17 protein-coding genes are annotated in these 20,983 nt (G+C 72.9%); 16 read left to right on the forward strand and 1 reads right to left on the reverse strand.

Annotated features, from left to right (window positions below; translation table 11 throughout):
• Window positions 1-8 precede the first annotated feature (8 nt).
• The 5 genes from EXW95_RS01025 to EXW95_RS01045 all read left to right on the forward strand — a co-directional run bounded on the left by EXW95_RS01025 (window position 9) and on the right by EXW95_RS01045 (window position 6,233).
• The gene (locus EXW95_RS01025; protein WP_058978979.1) at window positions 9-311 is read left to right on the forward strand and encodes an STAS domain-containing protein; all 303 of its coding nucleotides are present in this window, start codon (window positions 9-11) and stop codon (window positions 309-311) included.
• On the forward strand, window positions 308-718 hold the full coding sequence (locus tag EXW95_RS01030; protein ID WP_174365959.1) for a response regulator: 411 nt from the start codon (window positions 308-310) through the stop codon (window positions 716-718). The genes EXW95_RS01025 and EXW95_RS01030 overlap by 4 nt, the downstream gene beginning before the upstream one ends.
• Window positions 711-3,956, forward strand: coding sequence for a 6-pyruvoyl-tetrahydropterin synthase-related protein (locus EXW95_RS01035; RefSeq protein ID WP_174365960.1), 3,246 nt, complete (start codon window positions 711-713; stop codon window positions 3,954-3,956). Before EXW95_RS01030 ends, EXW95_RS01035 begins: the two co-directional genes overlap by 8 nt.
• Window positions 3,953-4,909, forward strand: a complete 957-nt coding sequence (locus tag EXW95_RS01040; protein ID WP_174365961.1) for a hypothetical protein — start codon at window positions 3,953-3,955, stop codon at window positions 4,907-4,909. Before EXW95_RS01035 ends, EXW95_RS01040 begins: the two co-directional genes overlap by 4 nt.
• 82 nt (window positions 4,910-4,991) lie before the next feature.
• A complete protein-coding gene (locus EXW95_RS01045) occupies window positions 4,992-6,233 on the forward strand; it encodes a hypothetical protein (protein WP_174365962.1) in 1,242 nt (413 codons plus the stop codon).
• A gap of 44 nt (window positions 6,234-6,277) precedes the next feature.
• Here EXW95_RS01045 and EXW95_RS01050 read toward each other — a convergent pair whose 3' ends face one another.
• Window positions 6,278-7,765, reverse strand: a complete 1,488-nt coding sequence (locus tag EXW95_RS01050; protein ID WP_174365963.1) for a sensor domain-containing diguanylate cyclase — start codon at window positions 7,763-7,765, stop codon at window positions 6,278-6,280.
• A 103-nt stretch (window positions 7,766-7,868) separates the two neighbouring features.
• Between EXW95_RS01050 and EXW95_RS20315 the strand changes: the two genes are divergently transcribed.
• From EXW95_RS20315 to EXW95_RS01105, 11 genes are all read left to right on the forward strand, one after another.
• On the forward strand, window positions 7,869-8,960 hold the full coding sequence (locus EXW95_RS20315; protein ID WP_217449121.1) for a substrate-binding domain-containing protein: 1,092 nt from the start codon (window positions 7,869-7,871) through the stop codon (window positions 8,958-8,960).
• Window positions 8,957-9,736 (forward strand): molybdate ABC transporter substrate-binding protein, encoded by a 780-nt coding sequence (modA, locus tag EXW95_RS01060; protein WP_174365964.1) that lies wholly within the window; start codon window positions 8,957-8,959, stop codon window positions 9,734-9,736. The genes EXW95_RS20315 and modA overlap by 4 nt, the downstream gene beginning before the upstream one ends.
• Before the next feature lie 190 nt (window positions 9,737-9,926).
• The gene (locus EXW95_RS01065; protein ID WP_371809858.1) at window positions 9,927-10,724 is read left to right on the forward strand and encodes an ABC transporter permease; all 798 of its coding nucleotides are present in this window, start codon (window positions 9,927-9,929) and stop codon (window positions 10,722-10,724) included.
• Window positions 10,725-10,997: 273 nt separating this feature from the next.
• Window positions 10,998-12,962 carry an HD domain-containing phosphohydrolase gene (locus EXW95_RS01070; protein WP_174365966.1) on the forward strand — a complete coding sequence of 655 codons (1,965 nt, stop codon included), beginning with the start codon at window positions 10,998-11,000 and terminating at the stop codon, window positions 12,960-12,962.
• The gene (locus tag EXW95_RS01075; protein ID WP_174365967.1) at window positions 12,959-14,548 is read left to right on the forward strand and encodes a GGDEF domain-containing protein; all 1,590 of its coding nucleotides are present in this window, start codon (window positions 12,959-12,961) and stop codon (window positions 14,546-14,548) included. The genes EXW95_RS01070 and EXW95_RS01075 overlap by 4 nt, the downstream gene beginning before the upstream one ends.
• Entirely contained in the window at window positions 14,545-15,582 is a 1,038-nt protein-coding gene (locus EXW95_RS01080; protein ID WP_174365968.1) for a serine hydrolase, read from the forward strand. Before EXW95_RS01075 ends, EXW95_RS01080 begins: the two co-directional genes overlap by 4 nt.
• Before the next feature lie 135 nt (window positions 15,583-15,717).
• Window positions 15,718-17,427 carry a hypothetical protein gene (locus tag EXW95_RS01085; RefSeq protein WP_174365969.1) on the forward strand — a complete coding sequence of 570 codons (1,710 nt, stop codon included), beginning with the start codon at window positions 15,718-15,720 and terminating at the stop codon, window positions 17,425-17,427.
• Window positions 17,424-17,858 (forward strand): prepilin-type N-terminal cleavage/methylation domain-containing protein, encoded by a 435-nt coding sequence (locus EXW95_RS01090; protein ID WP_174365970.1) that lies wholly within the window; start codon window positions 17,424-17,426, stop codon window positions 17,856-17,858. Before EXW95_RS01085 ends, EXW95_RS01090 begins: the two co-directional genes overlap by 4 nt.
• Window positions 17,855-18,244 (forward strand): type II secretion system protein J, encoded by a 390-nt coding sequence (locus EXW95_RS01095; protein WP_174365971.1) that lies wholly within the window; start codon window positions 17,855-17,857, stop codon window positions 18,242-18,244. Before EXW95_RS01090 ends, EXW95_RS01095 begins: the two co-directional genes overlap by 4 nt.
• Entirely contained in the window at window positions 18,241-19,011 is a 771-nt protein-coding gene (locus EXW95_RS01100; RefSeq protein ID WP_174365972.1) for a prepilin-type N-terminal cleavage/methylation domain-containing protein, read from the forward strand. Before EXW95_RS01095 ends, EXW95_RS01100 begins: the two co-directional genes overlap by 4 nt.
• A 163-nt stretch (window positions 19,012-19,174) precedes the next feature.
• Complete coding sequence (locus EXW95_RS01105) at window positions 19,175-20,842, forward strand: FAD-dependent oxidoreductase (protein WP_371809859.1); 1,668 nt, start codon at window positions 19,175-19,177, stop codon at window positions 20,840-20,842.
• The last annotated feature ends 141 nt before the right edge of the window (window positions 20,843-20,983 follow it).

A 20,983-nucleotide genomic window follows, 5' to 3' on the forward strand; every position in this document is an offset into this window, starting at 1 on the left:
TGCCCCCGATGCCCCTGACCTACACCGTGAACGGCCCTGAACTGATCCTCTCCGGACGCCTGGACGCCCAGAACGCCCTGGATTTACGCGCCGCGCTCGCGGAGCACGCCGGGCAGACCGGTGACCTGCGCGTGGACATGGCGGACGTGCCGTTCATGGACAGCAGCGCCCTCGCGGCGCTGGTCAGCGCCCTGAAGGACCGGCGCCGCGAGGGCCGGTCGCTGCGCCTGACCCGCGCGAGTCCGGCGGTGCATGAACTGATGTCCCTGACCATGCTGGGCCGGGTCTTCGGTCTGGAGGACCCCAGGTGACGCGGCACCTGCCGGCGAACGTGACCCTGTTAGGGCACGTGCCGTCCAAGCACGTCCTGATCGTGGAGGACGCGCCGGGCATGCGGCTGCTGGTGCGGCACATCCTGCAGCAGGGCGGGCACAAGCCGCTGGAGGCCGAGTCGGTCGAGGCCGCCTTCGAGGAACTCGCGCGCGGCCCGGTGGACGTGATCGTGACCGACCTGATGCTGCCGGGCCGCTCGGGCCTGGACCTGCTGCGTGACCTGCGCGGCACGCCGGACGCGCCGCCGGTGATCGTCCTGACCGGCAGCGGCGAGGAGGTCCTGCGTGAACAGGCCCTGAGCCTGGGGGCGCGCAGCGTGCTGTTCAAACCCTTCAGCCGCTACGAACTCCTTGACGCCGTGTTTGCCGCCGGGATGGGTGGCTGACCCGCCGGAGGGCCACCTGGCACGCGTGGAAGGGCTGACCGGGCGGCTCAGGGAACGGCTCCGCCCACTGGCCGGGCCGGTGGGCGGATTCGGGGAGCGGCTGGCGGACGGGTTGGCGCCGCTGTGGGGCTGGCGGAAGCGGCGGGCGCCCGTCGCGCTGGGCGACACGCAGGGCGACGGCGGCGAGGCCCGCCCCAGCCTGGACCTGCCGGGCGCGCTGCTCCCGCCGGGCGAGGACGAACGCGCCGGGGGGCGGCTGCTGGCCTTCGCGCTGCTGCTGATGCTGGTGCTGCACGGCACGCAGCTGATCAGCGGGTCGTTCACGCGCACGTACGACGCCCTGATTCACGTGTACTTCGGCGCGCACTACGCGAAGTCCTTCTTCGACCCGTGGGAGAGCGGGTGGTACACCGGGTTCTCGCTGACGTCGTACCCGCCGCTCAGTCACTACCTGATCGCGCTGCTGAGTTTCCCGCTGGGCCTGATGGGCGCGTTCGCCGCCACGCAGATCCTGGCCCTGACCGGCCTGACGGTCGGCATGTACCGCTTTGGGAAGGTGTTCGTCACGGCCCGCGCGGCCGGGTACGGCGCGGTGCTGCTGATCCTGTCGAGCGCCATCGCCGAGACGGTGCAGGTGTTCGGGCAGCTGCCCACCACCCTCAGTCTGGGGCTGCTGCTGAATGCCATTCCGTTCGCGGTGCGCTGGGTGCGGACCGGGCAGAAGACGTACCTGATCCGCGCGGCCATGTGGACCGCGGCGACCACGGCCGCGCATCACGTCACGACGCTGTTCGGCAGCGTGTTCTTCATCGCGCCGGTGCTGCTGGCGGTGGTGCTGGAGGGTGCCTCGCGGCCCCGCCCGGCCGAAGGGCGCAGCGGCTGGTGGCGGGTGTGGCGGCGCGTGTACCGGGTGCTGCCGCGCGTGTACCGGGGCGGCCTGTACGGCGTGTCGGCCATCATGGCGCTGGTGCTGGTCGTGCTGCCGTACTGGCTGTGGAGCCGCGCCGACCCGATCACGCAGGTGCCGATCCCGCACGGCAGCCGCGCGAACTTCCTGGTGCGGCGCGACTTCGGGTTCATGTTCTGGCTGGTGCCGTGGGCGACGCTGCTGCCCATCTACTGGGACGCGGTCCGCCGCGGGTTCTACAGTCACCGGGGCCTGCCGCGCTGGCCGATGATGGCCAGCATCCTGCTGCTGAGCCTGCTCGGCACGGGCGGGACCACGCCCATCCCGAAGAAACTGCTGCGCGGCGCGTTCGACATCCTGACCCTGGACCGCTTCACGTTCTGGGCGTGCATGCTGATCCTGCCGCTGGCCGGGCTGGTCATCGAGTCGTGGCGGCACGGGGCGTGGCGGGTGTTCGTGCAGGCACGCTTCGGGGCGCGGGTGCACCACGCGCTGGGGTTGCTGTTCGTGACGGCCGCGCTGATCCTGTCGGTCAGCATCAGCGCCCTGACGTACTACCGCAAGTTCCAGCCGGACCGGATCGACGTGCGGCCCATCGTGAACTTCCTGGAATCCGGGGGGCGCGACCGTTACCGCTACATGGTGCTGGGCTTCGGGGATCAGATGGCGTGGCTGAGTGCCAACACCCGCGCGACCACCCCCGACGGGAACTACCACAGCGCCCGGCGCCTGCCGGAACTGACCGCCACGCCGGTCGAGCGGCTGGAGGGCGCCAAGTACACCGGCGTGCCCGGCCTGGGCAGCCTGCGGCAGTTCATCACGACACCCGCGAAGTACAACCTGCGCTTCATGCTCAGCAACGACGCGTTCTACGACCCGGCGCTGCACATGCTCGGCTGGGTGAGGCTGGGGACGCTGCCGGGCGGCATCATGGTGTGGGAACGCCCGGACATTCCCGAGGTGCAGCCCCGGCTGCCCCGGCGGGAACTGCCGGTGTGGCAGCGCCTGATGTGGGGACTGCTGCCGTCCGGCGCGCCGGTGCTGGCGCTGCTGTCGCTGCTGCTGCCGGTCCGCGCGCCGCGGGGCCGCTCGCGCTGGCCGTGGGTGCGGCTGCTGGCCGAGGACAGCCTGGACCCCCCGCCGCAGCAGGGCGCGTGGTGGCATTCCTGGGTGCGGTGGCTGCCGTTCCGGTCGTGGCGCACGGCGCGCCTGCGGTCGCGGCGGCGGCCGCTGATCTGGCGGCTGCTGAACACCGGCGTGCTGCTGACGCTGCTGCTGGGCGGCGCGACGTTCGCGTACCTGAAGTCGCGGCCCGCCGAGACGCCCGAGCGGGCGGTGCTGGGCTACTGGGACGACCTGGACTTCAAACGCTTCGGGAAGGCGTACACCTGGATCGAGCCGCAGGAGGGCCTGACCGAGGAACGCTGGCTGCTGGACCTGTCGGTGGTGGGGGGCCTGCGCAGCGGCTACGCGAAACTCGACTCGCTGCGCGTCCTGGACGTGACGTACAGCGGCCCTCAGAACGCGCCGGACACCGTGGCGACCGTCCGGTCGAGCCTGACGTGGTTCACGGCGCTGGGCGACGTGACCGAGGAGGTCACCCAGGACCTGCGCCGCACCGACCGGGGCTGGCGCCTGCTGGTCTCCCCCACCCTGAACGTCCGCCCGCCACTGCGCTTCCAGGCGGTGCCCGGCGTGCAGGTGGGCGCGCCGCCCACGCCGGACACGCCGGTGCCACTGCGGGTCCTCAGTCAGCGGCTGGTGGCCTTCCGGAACGCGCCGGACGCGCCCGAGCAGGTGGCGGTGGTGGGCGAGGTGCAGAACGCGGGGCAGGTGGGCGCGTCCCTGACCATCTCGGCGAACGTCACCGACGCCAGCGGGCAGGAACTCGCCCGGAACGACGCGACCGAGACGTTCCTGCCGTGGCTGAATCCCGGCGAGCGCACGCCGTTCCTCGTGACCTTCGACGGGCCGGGCATGACCGTGGACATCCGCGACGTGGCCTCCTACGCGGTGCGGGCCAGCGGCGTGAGCAGCAATCGCAACCTCGCGCGGGACCTGAACCTGTGGCGGCGCGGCCCGGCGGTGCGGGTCGAGAACACCGGCCCGGCCGAGGCGACCCTCACGAATGTGATCGGCACGCTGGACGACCCTGGCGGCGTCGCGTGGGTGGGCCGCACGTACCTGATGGAGGCCGTGCCGCCCATGCAGTCGCGCGAGGCGAACCTGCCGCTGGCCCTGCCGCGCGGGTACCGGGTACTGATCGGGGATGGAGGCCGCGTGAGCGGCTCGCGGCTGTTCGCGCACGCCTTCCACCGGGAGGAACCGTGACGCGCCCCCTTTCCCTGCACCCTGCCCTGCTGGGCCTCCTGCTCCTGCTGGGCCTTGTGCTCCTGCTGGGCAGCTGCCAGCGTCCCCCGCCGGACACGGCGGGCCTGCGCCTGACGCCCCTGCCCGGCCTGAGCGTGCGCGGCGCGCAGCTGCAGGTGACCGGGACCGGCCCCCTGCGGGTCGCCTGCGATACCCCGGCGGGGCCGGTCGTGCGGACCCTGCCGCGCGCCGGGACGCTCCCGGTGCCGCCCGGCGCGCTGAGCTGCGAGGCGGCCCTGACCGCCGCCCCGGAGGGCCGCGTCGCGCTGGATCTGACCCAGGCGCAGGTACCACAGGCACAGGCACCCCAGTCACAGGCACCCCAGCCCCCGGCCCCGGCCCTCTCCCGGCCCGGCCCCACCCCAGCCCCGCCCCTGAGCGGCACGCTGCGCGTCACGCCCTCCCGGATCGGTCTGGGCGAACGGGAGGTCTGGACCGTCACCGCCGAGCTGAGTGCCCCCGGTGGCCGCCCCGCCCCGGACGGCACGCCGGTCCTGCTGCAGGCCACCGCGGGCACCGAGCGGCTCAGCGCGGTGCGCCTGACCGTCAGCGGCGTGGCCCGCTGGCAGCTGACCCCCGCCACGCCCGGTCAGTTCACGTTCACCGCGCAGAGCGGCGACTGGCAGGCCCGCGCGCGCGCGGCGGCCCGTAGCGGCCTGCTGGGCGGACGCCCACGGGCGGTGTTCACCGGGCGGGTCCTGACCCTGGGACCGCTGCGCTGGGAGGACGGCGCGATGCCGGACGACGGCACGCCCGTGCGGCTGCGCGCCCTGAGCCGCGCCGGGACGGTCGTGTGGACGGCGGACGTGACCGTCGCCGCCGGACAGGTCCGCGCCGAGGTGCCGCGCCTGCCTGGCGCCGTGACCCTGCGCGCCGAACTCGCGGGCAGCGAGGTGAGTGTCGCGTGGCCGTGAACCGCACTGCCCCACCTGCGCGCCCGGCGCAACCGGTCCGCGCGCGGCCACCCGGAGTCCTCGTGCTTCCGCCGGAGTCCGCATGAGACCCCGCCCGCGCCCCAGCCTGGGCACGCGACTCAAACGGCTGGCGTTCGTGCTGATCGTGCTCGGCAGCGCCGCTGGCGCCCTGGCGACCCTGCTGCTGTCCGCGCAGGTCTTCGAGCGGCTCAGCCGGGCCGACGTGCAGGTCGACGCCCTGTTCCTCGCGCGGCGGCCGCCCTCCAGCGCCACGCTCGCCTGGCAGCCCGCCCCGCCCGGCGCGGACCAGCCCGACGGGATCACGCTGGAGGACATCCGGCAGGCGTACCTGCTGGCCTACAGCGAACTGACGTACGCGCACGGCAGCGGCGACACCACGGGTCTTCCGGGTCGCCTGGGGGGCCGGGCGCTGCGCGAGGCGCTCGCGGCCACCTCGCCGCGCTCCGGGGCGCTGCTGCTCGACTGGGAGCACCGCGCCACGCCGCTGGGCCTGCTCGACCGCCGCACGTTCCGCCTGCGGGACGAGCTGTGGACCCTGCGGGCCCTGCCCGGCCCGGACGGCTGGGCCGAGCCGGTGGCGCGGCGCGAGACGCGCACCGTCACGCTCGAACGGGACGGTGGGGTGTGGCGCGTCACGGACTGGCGCGTCACGGCCGTGCAGACGCCGCGCGCCCGCGCGGCCACGCCGCTGCCCACAGGGTCGTGGCGGGCCGTGACGGTCGAGGAATGGAGCGACTGGACCCGCGAGGACTGGGCGGCCCTGCTGCGCCGCGTCCGCCGCGCCGGACTGGGACCGGTCGCACTGACCATGCCCGCTGTGCCCACGCTGAACACCGGCCGCGCGCTGAGTCTCGGGACGCGGCTGGCGCGGCAGCAGGGCGTCGCGGTGATCGTGACCTTCAGTTCACCGCTGACGCTGGAGAACCTGCCGTCGCGTGTCACGGCGGCCGTGCAGGCGCGCGGCGCGCTGGCCCTGCGGCCCGGCCCGCTGCCGGACAGCGCCCCGAACACGGCCCGCGCCCTGGAGATCCTGCGCGCCGCGCAGCCCCTCCCGCTGATCACCGAGGGCGCGCCCGTCCGCGTGGAGGTCGCGCCGCTCATCGCCGGGACCGTCACCGGGGCGCCGACGCCCGGCGCGGCCTTCCTGCTGCCCGGCCCGCCCCGCCTGCCCTGGAAGCAGGAGGCGTACCTGCAGGCGGTCGCGGCCCTCCCGGACCAGGGCTGGATCGCGCCGGGCCTGGACGCCCTGACCGACCCCGAGGGTCAACTGACCCCGCTGGGCCGCGCCGCGCTGGGCCGCTGACCCGACCCGCTGGTCCTGGCGGACTGGGGGGCGCGAGTCCGCGCTCAGGCGCGCTGGGCGGCGCGGCGGCGTTTGCTGCCGTACATGCGGGCGTCGGCGAGGTCGAGCAGGTCGGCGCGCCTGGCCTCGCCGCTGTGGGCGACGCCGACGCTCACGCCGGGCAGTGGGCTGAGCTGGCGGGTGGCGAGCACGGCGGCGTCCACGAATTCCAGCAGGTGGTCCTCGCTGAGCGGATCGGCGATCACGACGAATTCATCGCCGCCGTAGCGGTAGGCGGCGCCGCTGCGGCCCAGTTCGGCGGCCAGCGCCGCGGCGAAGATGCGCAGCAGTTTGTCGCCCTGCGCGTGGCCCTGGGTGTCGTTCAGGTGCTTGAGGCCGTCGAGGTCCAGCAGTGCGAGCGTGAACGGCACCTCGGTCAGCGCGGCGTAGTCGTCCTCGAAGGCGCGGCGGTTCAGGATGCCGGTCAGGGCGTCGCGGCGGGCCCAGGCGCGCGCCTGGTGGTGGTCGAGCATCTGCTGCGCGGCGCGGCCCGTCGCCTCCAGCAGGCTGCGGTCGGCGGGGCGCCACTCGGGGACGGGGTGGTCGCGGCGGCGGGTGAAGATCAGGTGCGTGACGCCCTGCGGGTCCCGCCCGGCCGGGATGACCGCCACCTGCGTGATGTCGCCGCTGACGGGCACCCCGGCCCGGTCGGCCAGGGCCGGCAGGTCGTGGACGTAGCGGGGTTCGGCGACGCGGTTGAGCCCCAGGGCGCTGATGGCGGCGGGGGCGCCGGGCGCGGCCGGCTGGTGCTGGACCGGCAGGTCGGGGCGGACGTGACTGACCTGCAGGTCCACCTCGTCCCCCTGGGTGCGGCAGACACCGGCCTGGTCGGCGTCCAGCGCGTCGCCGAGCAGCGAGGCGACGGCCAGCAGCGCGTCGCGTGGTTCCAGGTCGAGGTTCAGCAGCTGGTGCACGCCGCTGAGCGCCTGGGCCTGGTCGAGGCTGCGCTGCAGTTCGGAGCTGTGTTCCCGCTGGGCGCTCAGGGACAGGCTCAGGCGCTGCTGGTAGGCGCGCAGTTCGAGTTCGTTCACGACGATCGAGGCGAGGTCCTGCAGGGCCTGCAGGTCGTCCGGGCTCAGCGGGTGCGGCTGGTGGTCGGTGACGCACAGCGTGCCGATGCGCTGCCCGCTGGGCATGATCAGGGGCGCTCCGGCGTACATGTGGATGTGCGGGTCGCCGGTGACCATGGGGTTGGTGGCGAAGCGCGGGTCGGCCTGGGCGTTCTCGATGACGGTGGGGTGGTCGTGCAGGATCGTCCAGGCGCAGAAGGAGTCGCGGCGGTCGGCGACGGCGCTGTTCAGACCGACGCTGGCCTTGCTCCACTGGCGGGCCTGGTCGATGAAGTTGATGGTGGCGACCGGGGTGCGCAGCAGGTGCGCGGCGAGGCGCACGACCCGGTCGAACTGCGGCTCGCGGGGCGTGTCCAGGATGCCGTAGTACGCGAGCGCCATCAGGCGCTGGGCCTCTTCGGGTGGGAGTGGGGCGCCGCTCATCGCACCTCACTGTATGCGCTGGCGGGGTCGCGGCGCATGAACGTGACCCCGAGGCCTGGTACGTTCGATTGACACTCTGTCGCGCAGACTTTACGCTCGCGGGGTGAGTGACCGTCCGGCCGGGGCCGTGAACGACGCCCCGCTGCGCTGCGCCGTGCGGGAGCGGCGGGAGGCCGCGGGCCTGAGCGTCTCGGCGCTGGCGGCGCAGGTGGGCCTGTCACGGCAGGCGCTCAGCCGGGTCGAGTCAGGCGCGGCGGTGCCCGGCACGCGGCAGGCGCTGCTGCTGGCCCGCGCGCTGCGCTGCCGGGTGGAGGACCTGTTCAGTCTGGGCGCGGCGCGTCTCCCGGCGCGCGTCCCGCCCGGCACCCCGCCCGGCACGCGGGTGCGGCTGGCCGAGGTGGACGGCGCGTGGCAGGCGCTGCCGCTGTCGGGCGAGGCGGGCCTGCGCGTCGCGGCGGACGGGGTGCTGCTGGCGTCCGGCGAGGTGGAGGTGCCGCTGTCGCTGGACGAGGCGCGCCGCACGGCGCTCGTGGCGGGCTGCGATCCGGCGCTGGGGCTGCTGTGCACGTCCCTGACCGGGGGCCGCGCGGCCTGGGTGCCGCGCGCCAGCCTGGAGGCCCTGCAGGCCGCCGCGCGCGGCGAGGTGCACGCGGCGGGCCTGCACCTGGGCCGCCCGGAACGCCACCGCGAGGTCGTGGCGCGTGAACTGCCGGGCGCGCGGCTGCTGCGGCTGTGGCAGGCCGAACAGGGGCTGATCGTCGCGCCGGGCAATCCGCTGGGGGTGCGCGGCCCGGCGGACCTGCCCCGCGCGCGCCTGGTGACCCGCCCGGCGGGCGCGGGGGGCCGGGCACTGCTCGACAGCTGGCTGCGCGAGGCGGGCCTGGACGCGGCCGGGCGCGCGGCGAGGCACGCCGCCGCGCCGGTGGCGGCCTCACCGCTGGACGCGGCGGCGGCCGTGGCGCGCGGCGAGGCGGACGTCGCGCCGGGACCGCGCTCGGCAGCCGGCGCGTACGGGCTGGGGCTCGTTCCGCTGGTCATGGAGGCCTTCGATCTGGCCGTGCCCGAGCGGCACCTCGCGCATCCGGGCGTGCAGGCGCTGATCGCGGCGGCGCGCAGCGCGGCCTTTCACGCGGACCTGCGCAGCCTGGGCGGCTACGTCCCGGCCGACCCTGCCCACCCACTGGAGACTCCATGAACGTGATCCTGTCCCCCTCCAATCCCCGCCGCGTGGCGCTGCTGGCCGCGCTGCTGCTCGCGTCCCCGGCGGGCGCGGCGTCCCTGACGGTCTTCGCGGCGTCGTCCCTGACCGACGCCTTCACCGAGATCGGCCGGGCCTTCGACGCGCGGACCGGGCACCGCACGACCTTCCAGTTCGCGGGGTCGCAGGTGCTGCGCGCGCAACTGGAGGGCGGCGCCCGCGCGGACGTGTTCGCCAGCGCGAACGACGCGCAGTTCACGCCGCTGCTGGGGTCGGTGGTCGCGGCGCGCGAGGTGTTCGCCCGCAACCGCCTGACCGTGATCGCCCCGGCGGGCAGCGCGAGGGTGCGGTCCGTGCGCGACCTGACGGCCAGCGGGGTGCGGCTGGTGCTGGCCGCGCCGAACGTGCCGGTCGGGGACTACACCCGGCGGATGCTCGCGGCAGTGGACCGCTCGGGCACGTACGGGCGGGACTTCGCGGCGCGCACGCTGCGCAACGTGGTCAGCGAGGAGGGGAACGTGCGGCAGGTGGCGCTGAAGGTCAGCCTGGGCGAGGCCGACGCGGCGGTCGTGTACGCCAGCGACGTGACCCCCACCCTGAAAAAGACCGTGCGGGTGGTGCCGCTGCCCACCCGCTTCAACCAGCCGGCGGCGTACCCGCTGGGGGTGGTGCGCGGCAGCGCGAACCCCGAGGCGGCGCGGGCCTTCGTGACGTTCGTGAAGGGCAAGGAGGGGCAGGCGATCCTGCGCCGCTGGGGGTTCCTGAGTCCGTGACCGGGCCACGGGAGTCATGCGGACTCCGGTTGAAAGGGTTGCAAAACCGTTCAACCCGAGCAGACTCGGAGAGCTGCGAAGCAGAGCGAGCAGGAACGAAACGGGTTCCGGGCGTGGAGTCGGCAACCCGGCGTCCTTCCGGGTTGTTCACGAAACAGACGGAATCCGTATCAGGGGCCGGGCGGTCGCCGTGAGGCGCACTCGCGGCGGGCTGGGCTGGGCCGGGGGGGCGCTGGGGGCGCTGTTCGCGGCGTTCCTGCTGCTGCCCACGCTGGTGCTGCTCTCGCGCGGGCTGGGCGCGGACTTCTGGGTGACGCTGCGCAGCCCGGCGGTCCTCGACGCGCTGCGGGTGAGCCTGTGGACGACCGGTGTGACGCTGCTCGTCACGGTGATCACCGGCACGCCGCTGGCGTACCTGCTGGCCCGGCGGGAGTTCCCCGGTCGGGCGCTGCTGGACGCGCTGCTGGACCTGCCGGTGGTGCTGCCGCCCGTGGTGGCGGGGCTGGGGCTGCTGCTGACCTTCGGGCGGGGCGGGCTGCTGGGGCCGGGCCTGGAACTGGCGGGGGTCAGTCTGGCGTTCTCCCCGGCGGCGGTGGTGCTGGCGCAGCTGTTCACGTCGGCGCCGTTCTACCTGCGCGCGGCGAAGGCGGGTTTCGCGGCGGTGGACCGCGAGGCGGAGGAGGCGGCCCTGACGGACGGCGCGGGACGCTGGGCGGCGCTGCGGTTCATCACGTTGCCGCTGGCGTTCCCGTTCCTGCTGGAGGGGCTGGTCCTGACCTGGGCGCGGGCGCTGGGGGAGTTCGGCGCGACGATCCTGTTCGCGGGTTCGCTGCAGGGCCGCACAAGAACGGTGACGCTGGCAATCTACGGCGCGCTGGACAGCGAACTGGGACCGGCGCTGGTGCTGTCAGCCGTGATGGTGGTCGTGGCGTTCTCGGTGCTGCTGACCGTTCGGCTGCTGGCCGCGCGGCGCGACCGGCTGGGCTAGCCGTGCGGGCGAAGACAGGGCATCCTCCGGGGCCCGCAGGAACGGTCGCGCCACGCGACGTCGTCGAGGACCCTGAAACGCGTGCGGTCACCGGGTGCCGCCAGTGCACGGCCTGCCGGACAGCTCCGTCCCCTATCCGTCTGTGGCCTGACCCGTCTGGCCTGACCCGTCTGGCCCGATCCATCTGGCCCGATCCATCGGCGGAGCCACCCACACGGGGGCCGCGGAGTTTCGCATGGCGCGCGGCCTGCCACGGGCTACCATGCAGGAGGCATGACCGACACCTTCGCGCATGACCTCCTGCTGAACACCACGCGCTTCCTGCTGGCTCAGCCGGAGCCGGACCGGCTGTGCCGCGACGGACTGACGTTCCTGGCGGGTCAGCTGGGCGCGACGCTGGGGATGCTGCACCTGCGCGAGACGGAAGTCACGTACCGCCTGCACAGCCACGTCGGCACGCACCCGCTGCTGCACGTCCACGAGCTGCAGATCATGGAGCCCGGCTGGGAGGAGCTGCTGCAGGCCGGCGCGTGGATCAGCACCCCGGTGCCCGCCCCGGACTGGACCGGGCCGGAGGAACGCAACTACGCCCGGCTGGACGCGCGGCACCTCGTGAACTTCGGGCTGTACAGCGGGCCGCGCCTGATCGGCACCGTGAACCTGCTCTTCGATCGGCCGCGCCCGGACCTGTCGGACCTGGAGGTGCTGGGCACGGTCGGGGCGCTGTGGGGCACACTGCTCGAACGGCAGCAGGCACAGCGGGACCTCGCGGGCCGCGAGGCGATGCTGCGCATGATCACCGACCAGGGCAGCGACCTGCTGAGCGTCGTGGACGAGCAGGGCGTCATCACGTACCAGAGCGCCGCGTCCGGCGAACTGATCGGGTACCCGGCCGACTTCCTGATCGGCAGACCCTACAGCGGCGCGATCCACCGCCCGGACCTGCCCGGCGTCACGGCGGCGCTGGACAACCTGCGGCGCGTGCCGGGCAGCGCCCTGAACCTCTCGTTCCGCATCCGTCACGCCCGCGGGCAGCTGGTGTGGCTGGAAGCGAACGCCCGTAACCTCCTGCACGAACCGGCGGTGCGCGGCGTCGTGATCCACATGCGGGACGTGACGGCCGCGCAGGCCACCCAGCGGTACCTGGAGCGGCGCGTGCAGGACCTGACGCTGATGCACGACACGGGCCGCCTGCTGCACCTGAGCCGCACCGTTCCCGAGGTCGCCGAGGGCCTCGTGGACCTCATCCAGGGCCGCCTGGGCCTCCCGCACGTCCAGGTGGGCCGCCTGCTGCCGGACGGCAGCGTCGAGGCGGTCGCGCGCGAGACAGAGGTCCGGGACCAGCCGCCCACCCGCCTCGCACCCGGCGAGGGCCTGATCGGCGCGGCCCTGGAGGCCGGACAGACCCTCTACGTCCCGGATGTGCGTCAGGACCCCCGCTACGTGCAGCGGCACGTGACCATGCGCAGCGAGGCGATCGTCCCGATCCGCGTGAACGGGCAGCTGTGGGGCGTCCTCAACGTCGAGAGTCCCCAGCGCGACGCCTTCGACCGGGGTGACATCCAGACGCTGGAGACCGTAGCCGCCCAGGCCGGATCGGTCCTGGCGAACGTGGCGTTGCTTGAGGATCTGCGCCGCAGCCGCGACGAGCTGCGCGCCGCGTACGACGAGACGCTGGCGGGCTGGGCACGCGCGCTGGACCTGCGCGACCGTGAAACCGAGGGGCACAGCCAGCGCGTGACCGACCTGACCGTGCAGCTCGCCCGGCAGATGGGCGTCCCCGCCGAGCAACTGGTGCACATCTGGCGCGGGGCGCTGCTGCACGACATCGGCAAGGTCGGCATTCCCGACGCGATCCTGCTCAAACCCGGCCCGCTGACCGACGAGGAGTGGCAGGTCATGCGCCAGCACCCGCAGATGGCCTTCGACGTGCTGCGCCCCATCGCGTTCCTGCACCCCGCGCTGGACATCCCCCTGGCGCACCACGAGCACTGGAACGGCGGCGGGTACCCGCGCGGCCTTCAGGCCGAGCAGATTCCGCTGGCCGCGCGGATCTTCACGATCGTGGACGTCTGGGACGCGCTGCGCAGCGACCGCCCCTACCGCCCGGCCTGGACGCGCGAGCGGGCGCTGGCGCACCTGGAGGCGCAGTCCGGCGTGCAGTTCGACCCGCAGGTGGTCCAGGCGTTCATGCGCCTGATCCGCAGCCAGCAGACCCTCGGCGGGGAGAGCGCGTGAGCGGCCTCACCGCGCAGGGCCTGCGCGAGGAACTCGAGGCGCTCAGTCTCGCCGCGCAGGGTGCGGCGGACCCGGCCGAGCGCGCCACGCACCTGCGGGACGCGGCGTACCTCGCGCTGGACCTCGGCGATCCGGCCCTGGCCATGACGCACGCCCTGGCCTGCCTGGAGTCGGCGCGCCGCACCGCCGACCTGTCCCTGCAGGCCCGCGCGCACGTCACGATCGCGCTGGTCATGGGCGACGTCCACGACGACGTGGGCGCGGGCGCACACTTCCGGGAGGCCGAGGGGCTGGCCCGCAGCGCCCGCGACGCGCGGGGCGTGGCCGTCACCAGCGTGAACGCCGCCCACTACGACCAGGAACGCGGACATTACGCGGCCAGCGTGCTGCGCCTGCTGACCCTGCTGCGCTCGCCGTACGCGTCGGCGCTGCACTTCGACGCGCAGCGCAAGGGCCTCGATCAGGTGTTCCACATCAACTTCACGCGCGGCGCGGCCTGCGCGCTTCTGGGCCTGGGCGTGGACGCCGACCCCAGCCGGACAGGCCTCGACGCCCGGCGCGACGAGATCGACGCGCAACTGCGCGAATCCCACGCGGTCCTGCAGCGCCTGCACCGGCGGGAGGAGCAGCTCGCGAACTCCCGCTGGCAGACCGACGTCCTGGAGGCGCTGCTGCTGCACGCGCGCCTGCACGGCGCACTGGACCGCGCAGGCGCACTGGCCGACGAATGGGTGCACCTCACGACCGACTGGAACGTGCGCGCGCAACTGGGCCGCGCCCTGCTGGGCCGCGCCGAACTGCGCGCCCAGCAGGGCCAGTGGGCGGCCGTGCGCGAGGACGCCGCCCGCGCCGCCGAACTGTTCGGGGACGAACACCCCAGCCGCGCACTGTCCGCGCAGCAGCTGCTCGCCCGCGCGTACGCCGCGCAGGGCGACTGGCGCGCCGCGTTCGAGGTGCAGCAGGCCCTCTCCACGCAGGCCGAACGGATCTACCGGGCGTTCACGCAGCAGAGCGCCCGGCTGCGCGTCATCGAGCGGCAGGCCATCGAGGCGGAGGTCCGCGCCGTCGCCTTCGCGGAGGCCGCGCTGCGCGACCCGCTGACCGGCATTCCCAACCGCGCCGGGGCGCTGCGCCGACTCGACCAGCTGATCCGGGCCGCCCGGCGCGGCCGTCCCGGCGCGGTGGCGCTGCTGGACATCGACCACTTCAAGTCCGTGAACGACCGCCACGGGCACGCCGCCGGGGACGAGGTCCTGCGCCGCGTGGCGACCACCGTGACCCGCGCGATCCGCGAGGTGGACCAGCTGGCCCGCTACGGCGGCGAGGAGTTCCTGCTGGTCCTCGACGGCCTGAGTCTGCACGAGGCGCGCCGCGCCTGCCGCCGCGTCAGCCAGCTCATCACCGAGATCGACTGGGACGACGTCGCGCCGGGCCTGCGGGTCACGGCCAGCATCGGCGTGGCGGTCGTCCGCCCCGGCCTGGACCGCGAGGTCATCCTGCGCGAGGCCGACGCCGCCATGTACGCCGCGAAGGCCGCCGGTCGCAACACCGTCCGCGTGGCCGTCACCAGCGGCTCGGCCGAATGACCGGGAATCCCCCCGGCCCCGACCTGATTCCGGAGCGCACCGCGCGGCTGCTGCGCGGCGCCACCGGTCCCGGCGGACCCAGCGCCGCCGCACTGGGCGTCGTGACCGGGCGCGGCGCACGCAGCACCCTGACCGTCGGTCACACCCGGCACGGTGGCCCCGCGCTGAGTGGACACGAGTGGTGGGACCTCGCCAGTCTCACCAAACCGCTCCTGACTGCCCGTGAGCTGCTGCGCGCCGCTGAGGACGGCCTGCTCGACCTGGACGACCCGCTCGGACAGCATCTGCCGGACCTCGCCCACGGGCAGGACGCCGCGCTGCGGCAGCGCACGCTGCGCCAGCTGCTGACGCACAGCGCCGGACTGGGTCCCTGGGCGCGCCTGCACACCTGGGGAGACGAGGCGACCATCCGTCACCGCCTCCTGCAGGAACCATGGGAGGTCGGTCCCGCCGGACCCGTGCGCTACTCGGACCTGGGGTACGTGCTCCTGGGCAGCGTCCTGGAACGCGTCCGCGCCCGCCCGCTGCGCGGCTTCACGCTGGACCCCGGCCTGACCTTCAGCCCGGACGTCCACACGGTCTCCACTGAGGTCTGCGCGTGGCGTGGGCGGCTCCTGACGGCGGAGACCCATGACGAGAACGCCGCTGCCCTGGGGGGCACCGCCGGACACGCCGGGCTGTTCGGCACATTGAACGGCGTGCTGGATCAGGCCGAGCGGCTGCTGCGCGGTGGCTGGCTCTCCCCGGCCGCGCAGGCCCTGGCCCTGCGCCCCCAGGTGCCGGAACGCACCCTGGCGTTCGTGCACGCCTGCCCCGGCTGGAGCGGCGGGAGCCTGTGCAGTCCCCACGCGGTGGGTCACACCGGCTTCACCGGGACTGGCCTGTGGGTGGATCCCCCACGCGGCCTGGCCTGGGTGCTGCTGACCAACCGCGTGCACCCGACCCGGCACACCCGGTTCGACATTCAGGGCCTGCGGCGCGCCGTGGGAAACACCCTGGCCGCGCATCACACCCCCGATCGGGTGGAAGTCTGACAGGCATCTGTCAGGCGATTCGTGAAGGGGGGAATTTCTCACGTTCGATACCGATTCGGGGGATGGTGCGTTCCCGGCGCGGGTGGAACCATGAGCCTACCCGGTCACCCAGCCGTGACCCACGAGGAGTTCATCATGCATACCCGCGAACAAGGCACCGCGCTGATCACCGTCCTCATGACGGCTGTCCTGCTCATGGGCGTCGTCACCGTCACCACGCAACTCACGCTGGGCAGCCGTAAGACCGGCGCGGACGACACCCGCACCTTCCAGTCCGCCCTGCAGGGCGAGAGTGCCCTGGCCGACTTCCTGGTCTGGGCGCAGGACAACGGCCAGTTCCTGGGCAGCGTCCCGGCCGGGTGCGTCAGCACCAACGCGATCTCGCAGCTGTCCTGCACCACCAAGGAGTGGCTGAAGACGTACCCCGGCAGCGGCGGCGTGAACCTGAAACTGGCCGGTATCCAGCTGTCGGGCAGCAACATCGTCACCATGGACGTCGAGGCGAGTTCCACCTCGGGCGGCTCGAACACCCGCATCCTGCAGCAGTACAAACTGAAGAAGCTGGATCTGCCGCCCCTGAACGTGCCCTCCGCCGTGCTGTCGTTCCCCGGCGTGGACGTTGGCGGGAACGCCAGCATCGGCGGGACGGTCCTGCCGACCTCACTGCCCGACGGATATGGGCTGTTCAAGAACTTCGCGCGCAGCACCGCCACGTCGGTCACGCCGCTGGCCAAGGGCAGCACCATGCAGGTCGCCCTGAGTGGCGACGCCGACCAGGTCCGCCGCCTGTCCCGCATGAGGGCCGGGGACTACGTGCAGTTGCCCCTGGCGAACAGCGCCGTGGGGAATCTGGCCACCCCGCTCCAGACCGGCACCTTCAAGATCACGAACAACGCGGGCGGCGCCCTGAGCCTGGAGGCCGTGCAGATCCCGGCGGCCGTCGGCAGTTTCAGCCCCTTCATGCCGAAGAACGAGACGCAGCTGGACTACGTCATGAACGGCGTCGTGAGTGCCGGCGCCGGGAACCTGACCCTGCGCGCCACCGAGACGTTCATCAAGGGTGACAAGGTCGCCGTGAAGATCGCGGGCGTCACGTACACCGCGACCGTCACGGCGGACGGCGCGGCCAACGCGACCAGCGGGAACACCTCGGTCAGCATCGGCGCCTGGAGCCCCGCCACACCCGTGATTCCCGAGGGCACGGCCGTCGCCAAGTCCACGAACGCCGTCGTGACCAGCGGGGACTACAAAGACTGCTCCACCAGTGCGCTGGGCGTCACCAACAAATGCTCCACCAGCGATCTGGTCGGCGGCCTGATCACCGGCGCCGCCGCGAATGCCTACGCGCCCAGCCCCCTGAACGACGCGATGTTCATCAAGACCTTCGGCCGCACTCCCGCCGAACTGAAATCCATGGCGACCGTGATTCCCGAGGCGAACTTCGACCGCGAGGCCGCGAACATCAACGGTCTGACCTGGCTGTCCAGCAGCGGCGGCAGCGTCAACCTGAACAACGAGAAGCTGCGCGGCACCGGCATCCTGATCGTGGACGGCGACCTGAACATCAACCAGAACCAGGCGGACGCCTGCGACATGAAAGGCGTGATCTACGTGCGCGGCAACCTCAGCATCCAGGGGAACCTGGGCCTGTGCGGCGCGATCGTCGTGGAGGGCAGCATCACCGACACCACCGGCATGAAGGTCGTCGGGACCGACGGTGAGGACACCAAGTTCAGCGGCACCGGCCGCAAGGTGCAGTACGATCCGAACGTGATCATGGACATCACCGCCGGCGCCGGTAAATACGTCCTGAGCCTCGAACAGGGCACCTGGAGACAGCGGTGAGGGGCACGCAGGGCTTCAGCCTGCTGGAAGTGCTGTTCGTGGTCACCATCCTGGGCATCCTGCTGGCCCTCGGCGTCCCCAGCTACCAGCGCTGGATCACCCGCACCGAACTCGACCGCGCCGCCGGGCTGGTCGCCACCGAGATCCAGACCACCCGCAGCGCCGCCCGCAAGGGCACCGTCCAGACTTTCACGGCCACCGCGGGCGGCACCAGCGTCGTCAGTCGCGGCACCACGCTCAACCTCCCCACCGCGAAGACCGACGGGGCCGTGAGTCTCACGTTCCAGCCGCCCTTCGGGACCATCCAGACCCCAGCCGGGGCCGTCGCGCCCATCACGCCCGTCAACGTGATCGTCCGCTCCACCCGTGACCCGAACCTGTTCCGCACCGTCAGTGTCGTCAGCCTGATGGGGAAGGTGATCGTGAAATGAACCACCAGGGCTTCACCATCGTCGAACTGCTCGTCTCCATCGCCATCCTGGGCCTGATCCTGATCACCATCGGCGCCGTCCTGCCCGGACTGGCCAAGGTCAACCGCAGTTCCGCGCAGGACCAGACCACCGTGCTCGCCGCCCGCGCGTACTTCGAGCAGGTCCGTTCCCAGCTGAAGGCCGATTTCAACGGCAGCGTCACCGGCCTCAGCATTCCGGGCAACAACCAGAACGGCATGAAATGCACCCCCAGCGAGACCAGCAAGTACAGCACGGTCACCACCACCCTGAAGGTCAGCCGGACCGTCACCCTGACCTGCGTATCGAGCGGCCGCACCAGCACCTTCAAACTGACGGTCGCCAACCCGGACCTGGGCGCCGTATGAACCAGCGGTCTATGAAACGCGAGCAGGGCTTCACCCTCATCGAACTGCTGGTCGGCATGAGCATTCTCGCGGTGCTGATGGTCGCGATGTTCAACTTCCAGCAGAGCACCTCCAAGTTCGCCACCAGTCAGAACAGCGTCGCGCAGCGCCTCCAGACCATCAACGACCTGTCCGGGTACCTGGGCGACCAGCTGCGCGCCGCCGGTGGCGTCGCCCCCGCCGGGACCAGCCTCCCGGACGGCACCGCGGCCGGAACCCTGTCCAGCTGCGACCCGACCGGCACCTCACCGTGCCTGGCCCTGCTGATTCCCGTCGTGGAGGACGAGCGCGGCGCGGCCGCCTGCGCCACCACGCCCGCCACCGAACCCGGCCGGATCGTGGGCTGGACCCTGAACGTCTACCGCTACGTGCCCCGCACCAAACTCGAGGCGGCCCTAAAGACCGTCAGCAGCAGCACCCTGGACAGCGCCGCGTACGGTCTGGTCGAGGTTCGCCTGCAGAACCCCAGCAATCCGGTCAAGGCCGCCGGGAGCTGCGGCACCAGCAAACCCCTCCCGGACGCCGTCAGTGCCTACACGACCGTCATCGGCCGGAACCTGATCAGCGACGGGGCCGTCGTGGGCACCGACCCGGCCTTCGCGTACGACGCCACCAAGCGACTCGTCACGCTGCGCCTGCGAACCGTCGAACTCGTGCAGAACAAGCTGACCTACACGCCCAGCGACCGCTTCTACACGCTGAACGTCAACACCCGCAACGTGTTCTGATCGCTGCAGGGAAGGGGCGCCGGGGCAGACTCCCCCGGCGCCTCTTCCTGATCACCGCGCGCCTCACGTCGTCTGGCGGGTTCGTGAAGGAAAGGGCGTATCGCGGGTCTGGGGTGGGTACACTGCGCGGCATGACACGAGCGGTGGCCGGGTGGGTGGAGGCGTGATCACGGCGGACTGCCTGCGGGACCTGCCGCTGTTCGAGGGCGTCCCGGAGGGCCTGCTGCACGCGGCGGCGCAGGACGCGGCGGACGTGCGCGTCAATCCGGGCGAGTACCTGATCCGCGAGGGGGACACGGCGGCGTTCTTCGTGCTGCTGGAGGGCGAACTGGCAGTCACCAAGGAGGTCGGCGGCGCGGTGCAGGCGGTGGACACGTACCGGCCCGGCGATTCGTTCGGGGAGCTGCCGCTGCTGCTGGGCACGGCGGCGACGGTGGACCTGCGGGCGCAGGCGCCGGTGCGCGCCATGCGGCTGGAGGGGCCGGAGTTCATGACGCTGCTCGCGTACACGGAGGTCCTGTCGGGGCGGGTGCTGGCGAACCTGGCGCGGCGGGTGGGGAACCTGCAGCGGGTGACGCTGGAGGCGCCGCAGGCGGTGACGCTGCTGGTCGGTTCGGCGGACGACCTGCACTGCTTCGGGCTGCGGGACTTCCTGTCGCGCAATCAGGTGGTGTTCCGGTGGCTGGACCCGGCGTCGTCCGCGCTGACCTGCGTGCTCCCGGCGGGCGTGCTGGATGGGCCTCTGCCGGCGGTGGTGCTGCCGGACGGCGAGGTGCTGCGCCAGCCCAGCGTGCGGGACGTGGCGACGCGGGTGGGCCTGCAGGTGCAGCCTGAACACGACGAGTACGACGTGGTGATCGTGGGCGGCGGCCCGGCGGGGCTGGCGGCGGCGGTGTACGGCGCCTCGGAGGGCCTGTGCACCCTGCTGATCGAGAAAGAAGCGCCGGGGGGGCAGGCGGGCACGAGCAGCCGCATCGAGAACTACCTGGGTTTCCCGACCGGCCTGTCCGGCGCGGAACTGAGTGCGCGGGCGCTGCGGCAGGCGCGGCGTTTCGGGGCGGAGGTCGTCCTGACGCGCGAGGTCGCGGCCCTGACGCCAGGCCCGGACGGGCACGAGGTGCGGCTCGACGGCGGCACGCGGGTCCGGGCGCGCAGCGTGGTGCTGACCATGGGCGTGTCGTGGCGGACCCTGCCCCTGCCGGACGCGGCCCGCTTCGTGGGGCGCGGCGTGTGGTACGGCGCGGCCCGCACCGAGGCGCCGGGCACGCGCGGCAAGAACGTGTACCTGATCGGCGGGGGGAACTCGGCGGGGCAGGCGGCAATGTTCTTCTCGAACTACGCGCGGCGCGTGTCCATCCTGATCCGCGCCGACCACGTCGAGAAGGGCATGTCGCAGTACCTGATCGATCAACTGCGGGCCCGCGCGAACGTGCGCATCTGCGAGTGCTGCGAGGTCACCGCCCTGCACGGCGACGCGCACCTGAGTGGCCTGACGGTGCACCACTCGGACAGCGGCGAGGACGAGCATGTCGAGACCGACTCGCTGTTCGTGCTGATCGGCGCGGATGCCCGCACGGACTGGCTGCGGGACGTGGTCCTGCGGGACGAGCGCGGGTACGTCTGCTCGGGCCTGGACCTGGCACCGCAGGGGGCGTGGCCGCTGTCACGCGATCCCTTCCCGCTGGAGACGAGCGTACCGGGCGTATTCGTGGCGGGCGACGTGCGGCGCGGCTCGGTCAAGCGGGTAGCGAGCAGTGTCGGCGAGGGCAGTATGAGCATCGCCCTGGTCCACCAGTACCTCGCGCTGGCAGAGCGGGATGGCCGCGGCTGATCCTGCGCCCCTCTGCTCCACTGATCTGAAGAGCGAGTCCAGCCAGGAACGTCGCATGTTGTCCGATAGGCCCAGGCCGAATGGGCACGAGATTCAGGGTGCGCGGCGTGATCTGGACCACCGGGTGGTCCATGGGAGCCG

Origin of the sequence: Deinococcus sp. JMULE3, from assembly GCF_013337115.1 — a bacterium.
Taxonomy (GTDB): domain Bacteria; phylum Deinococcota; class Deinococci; order Deinococcales; family Deinococcaceae; genus Deinococcus.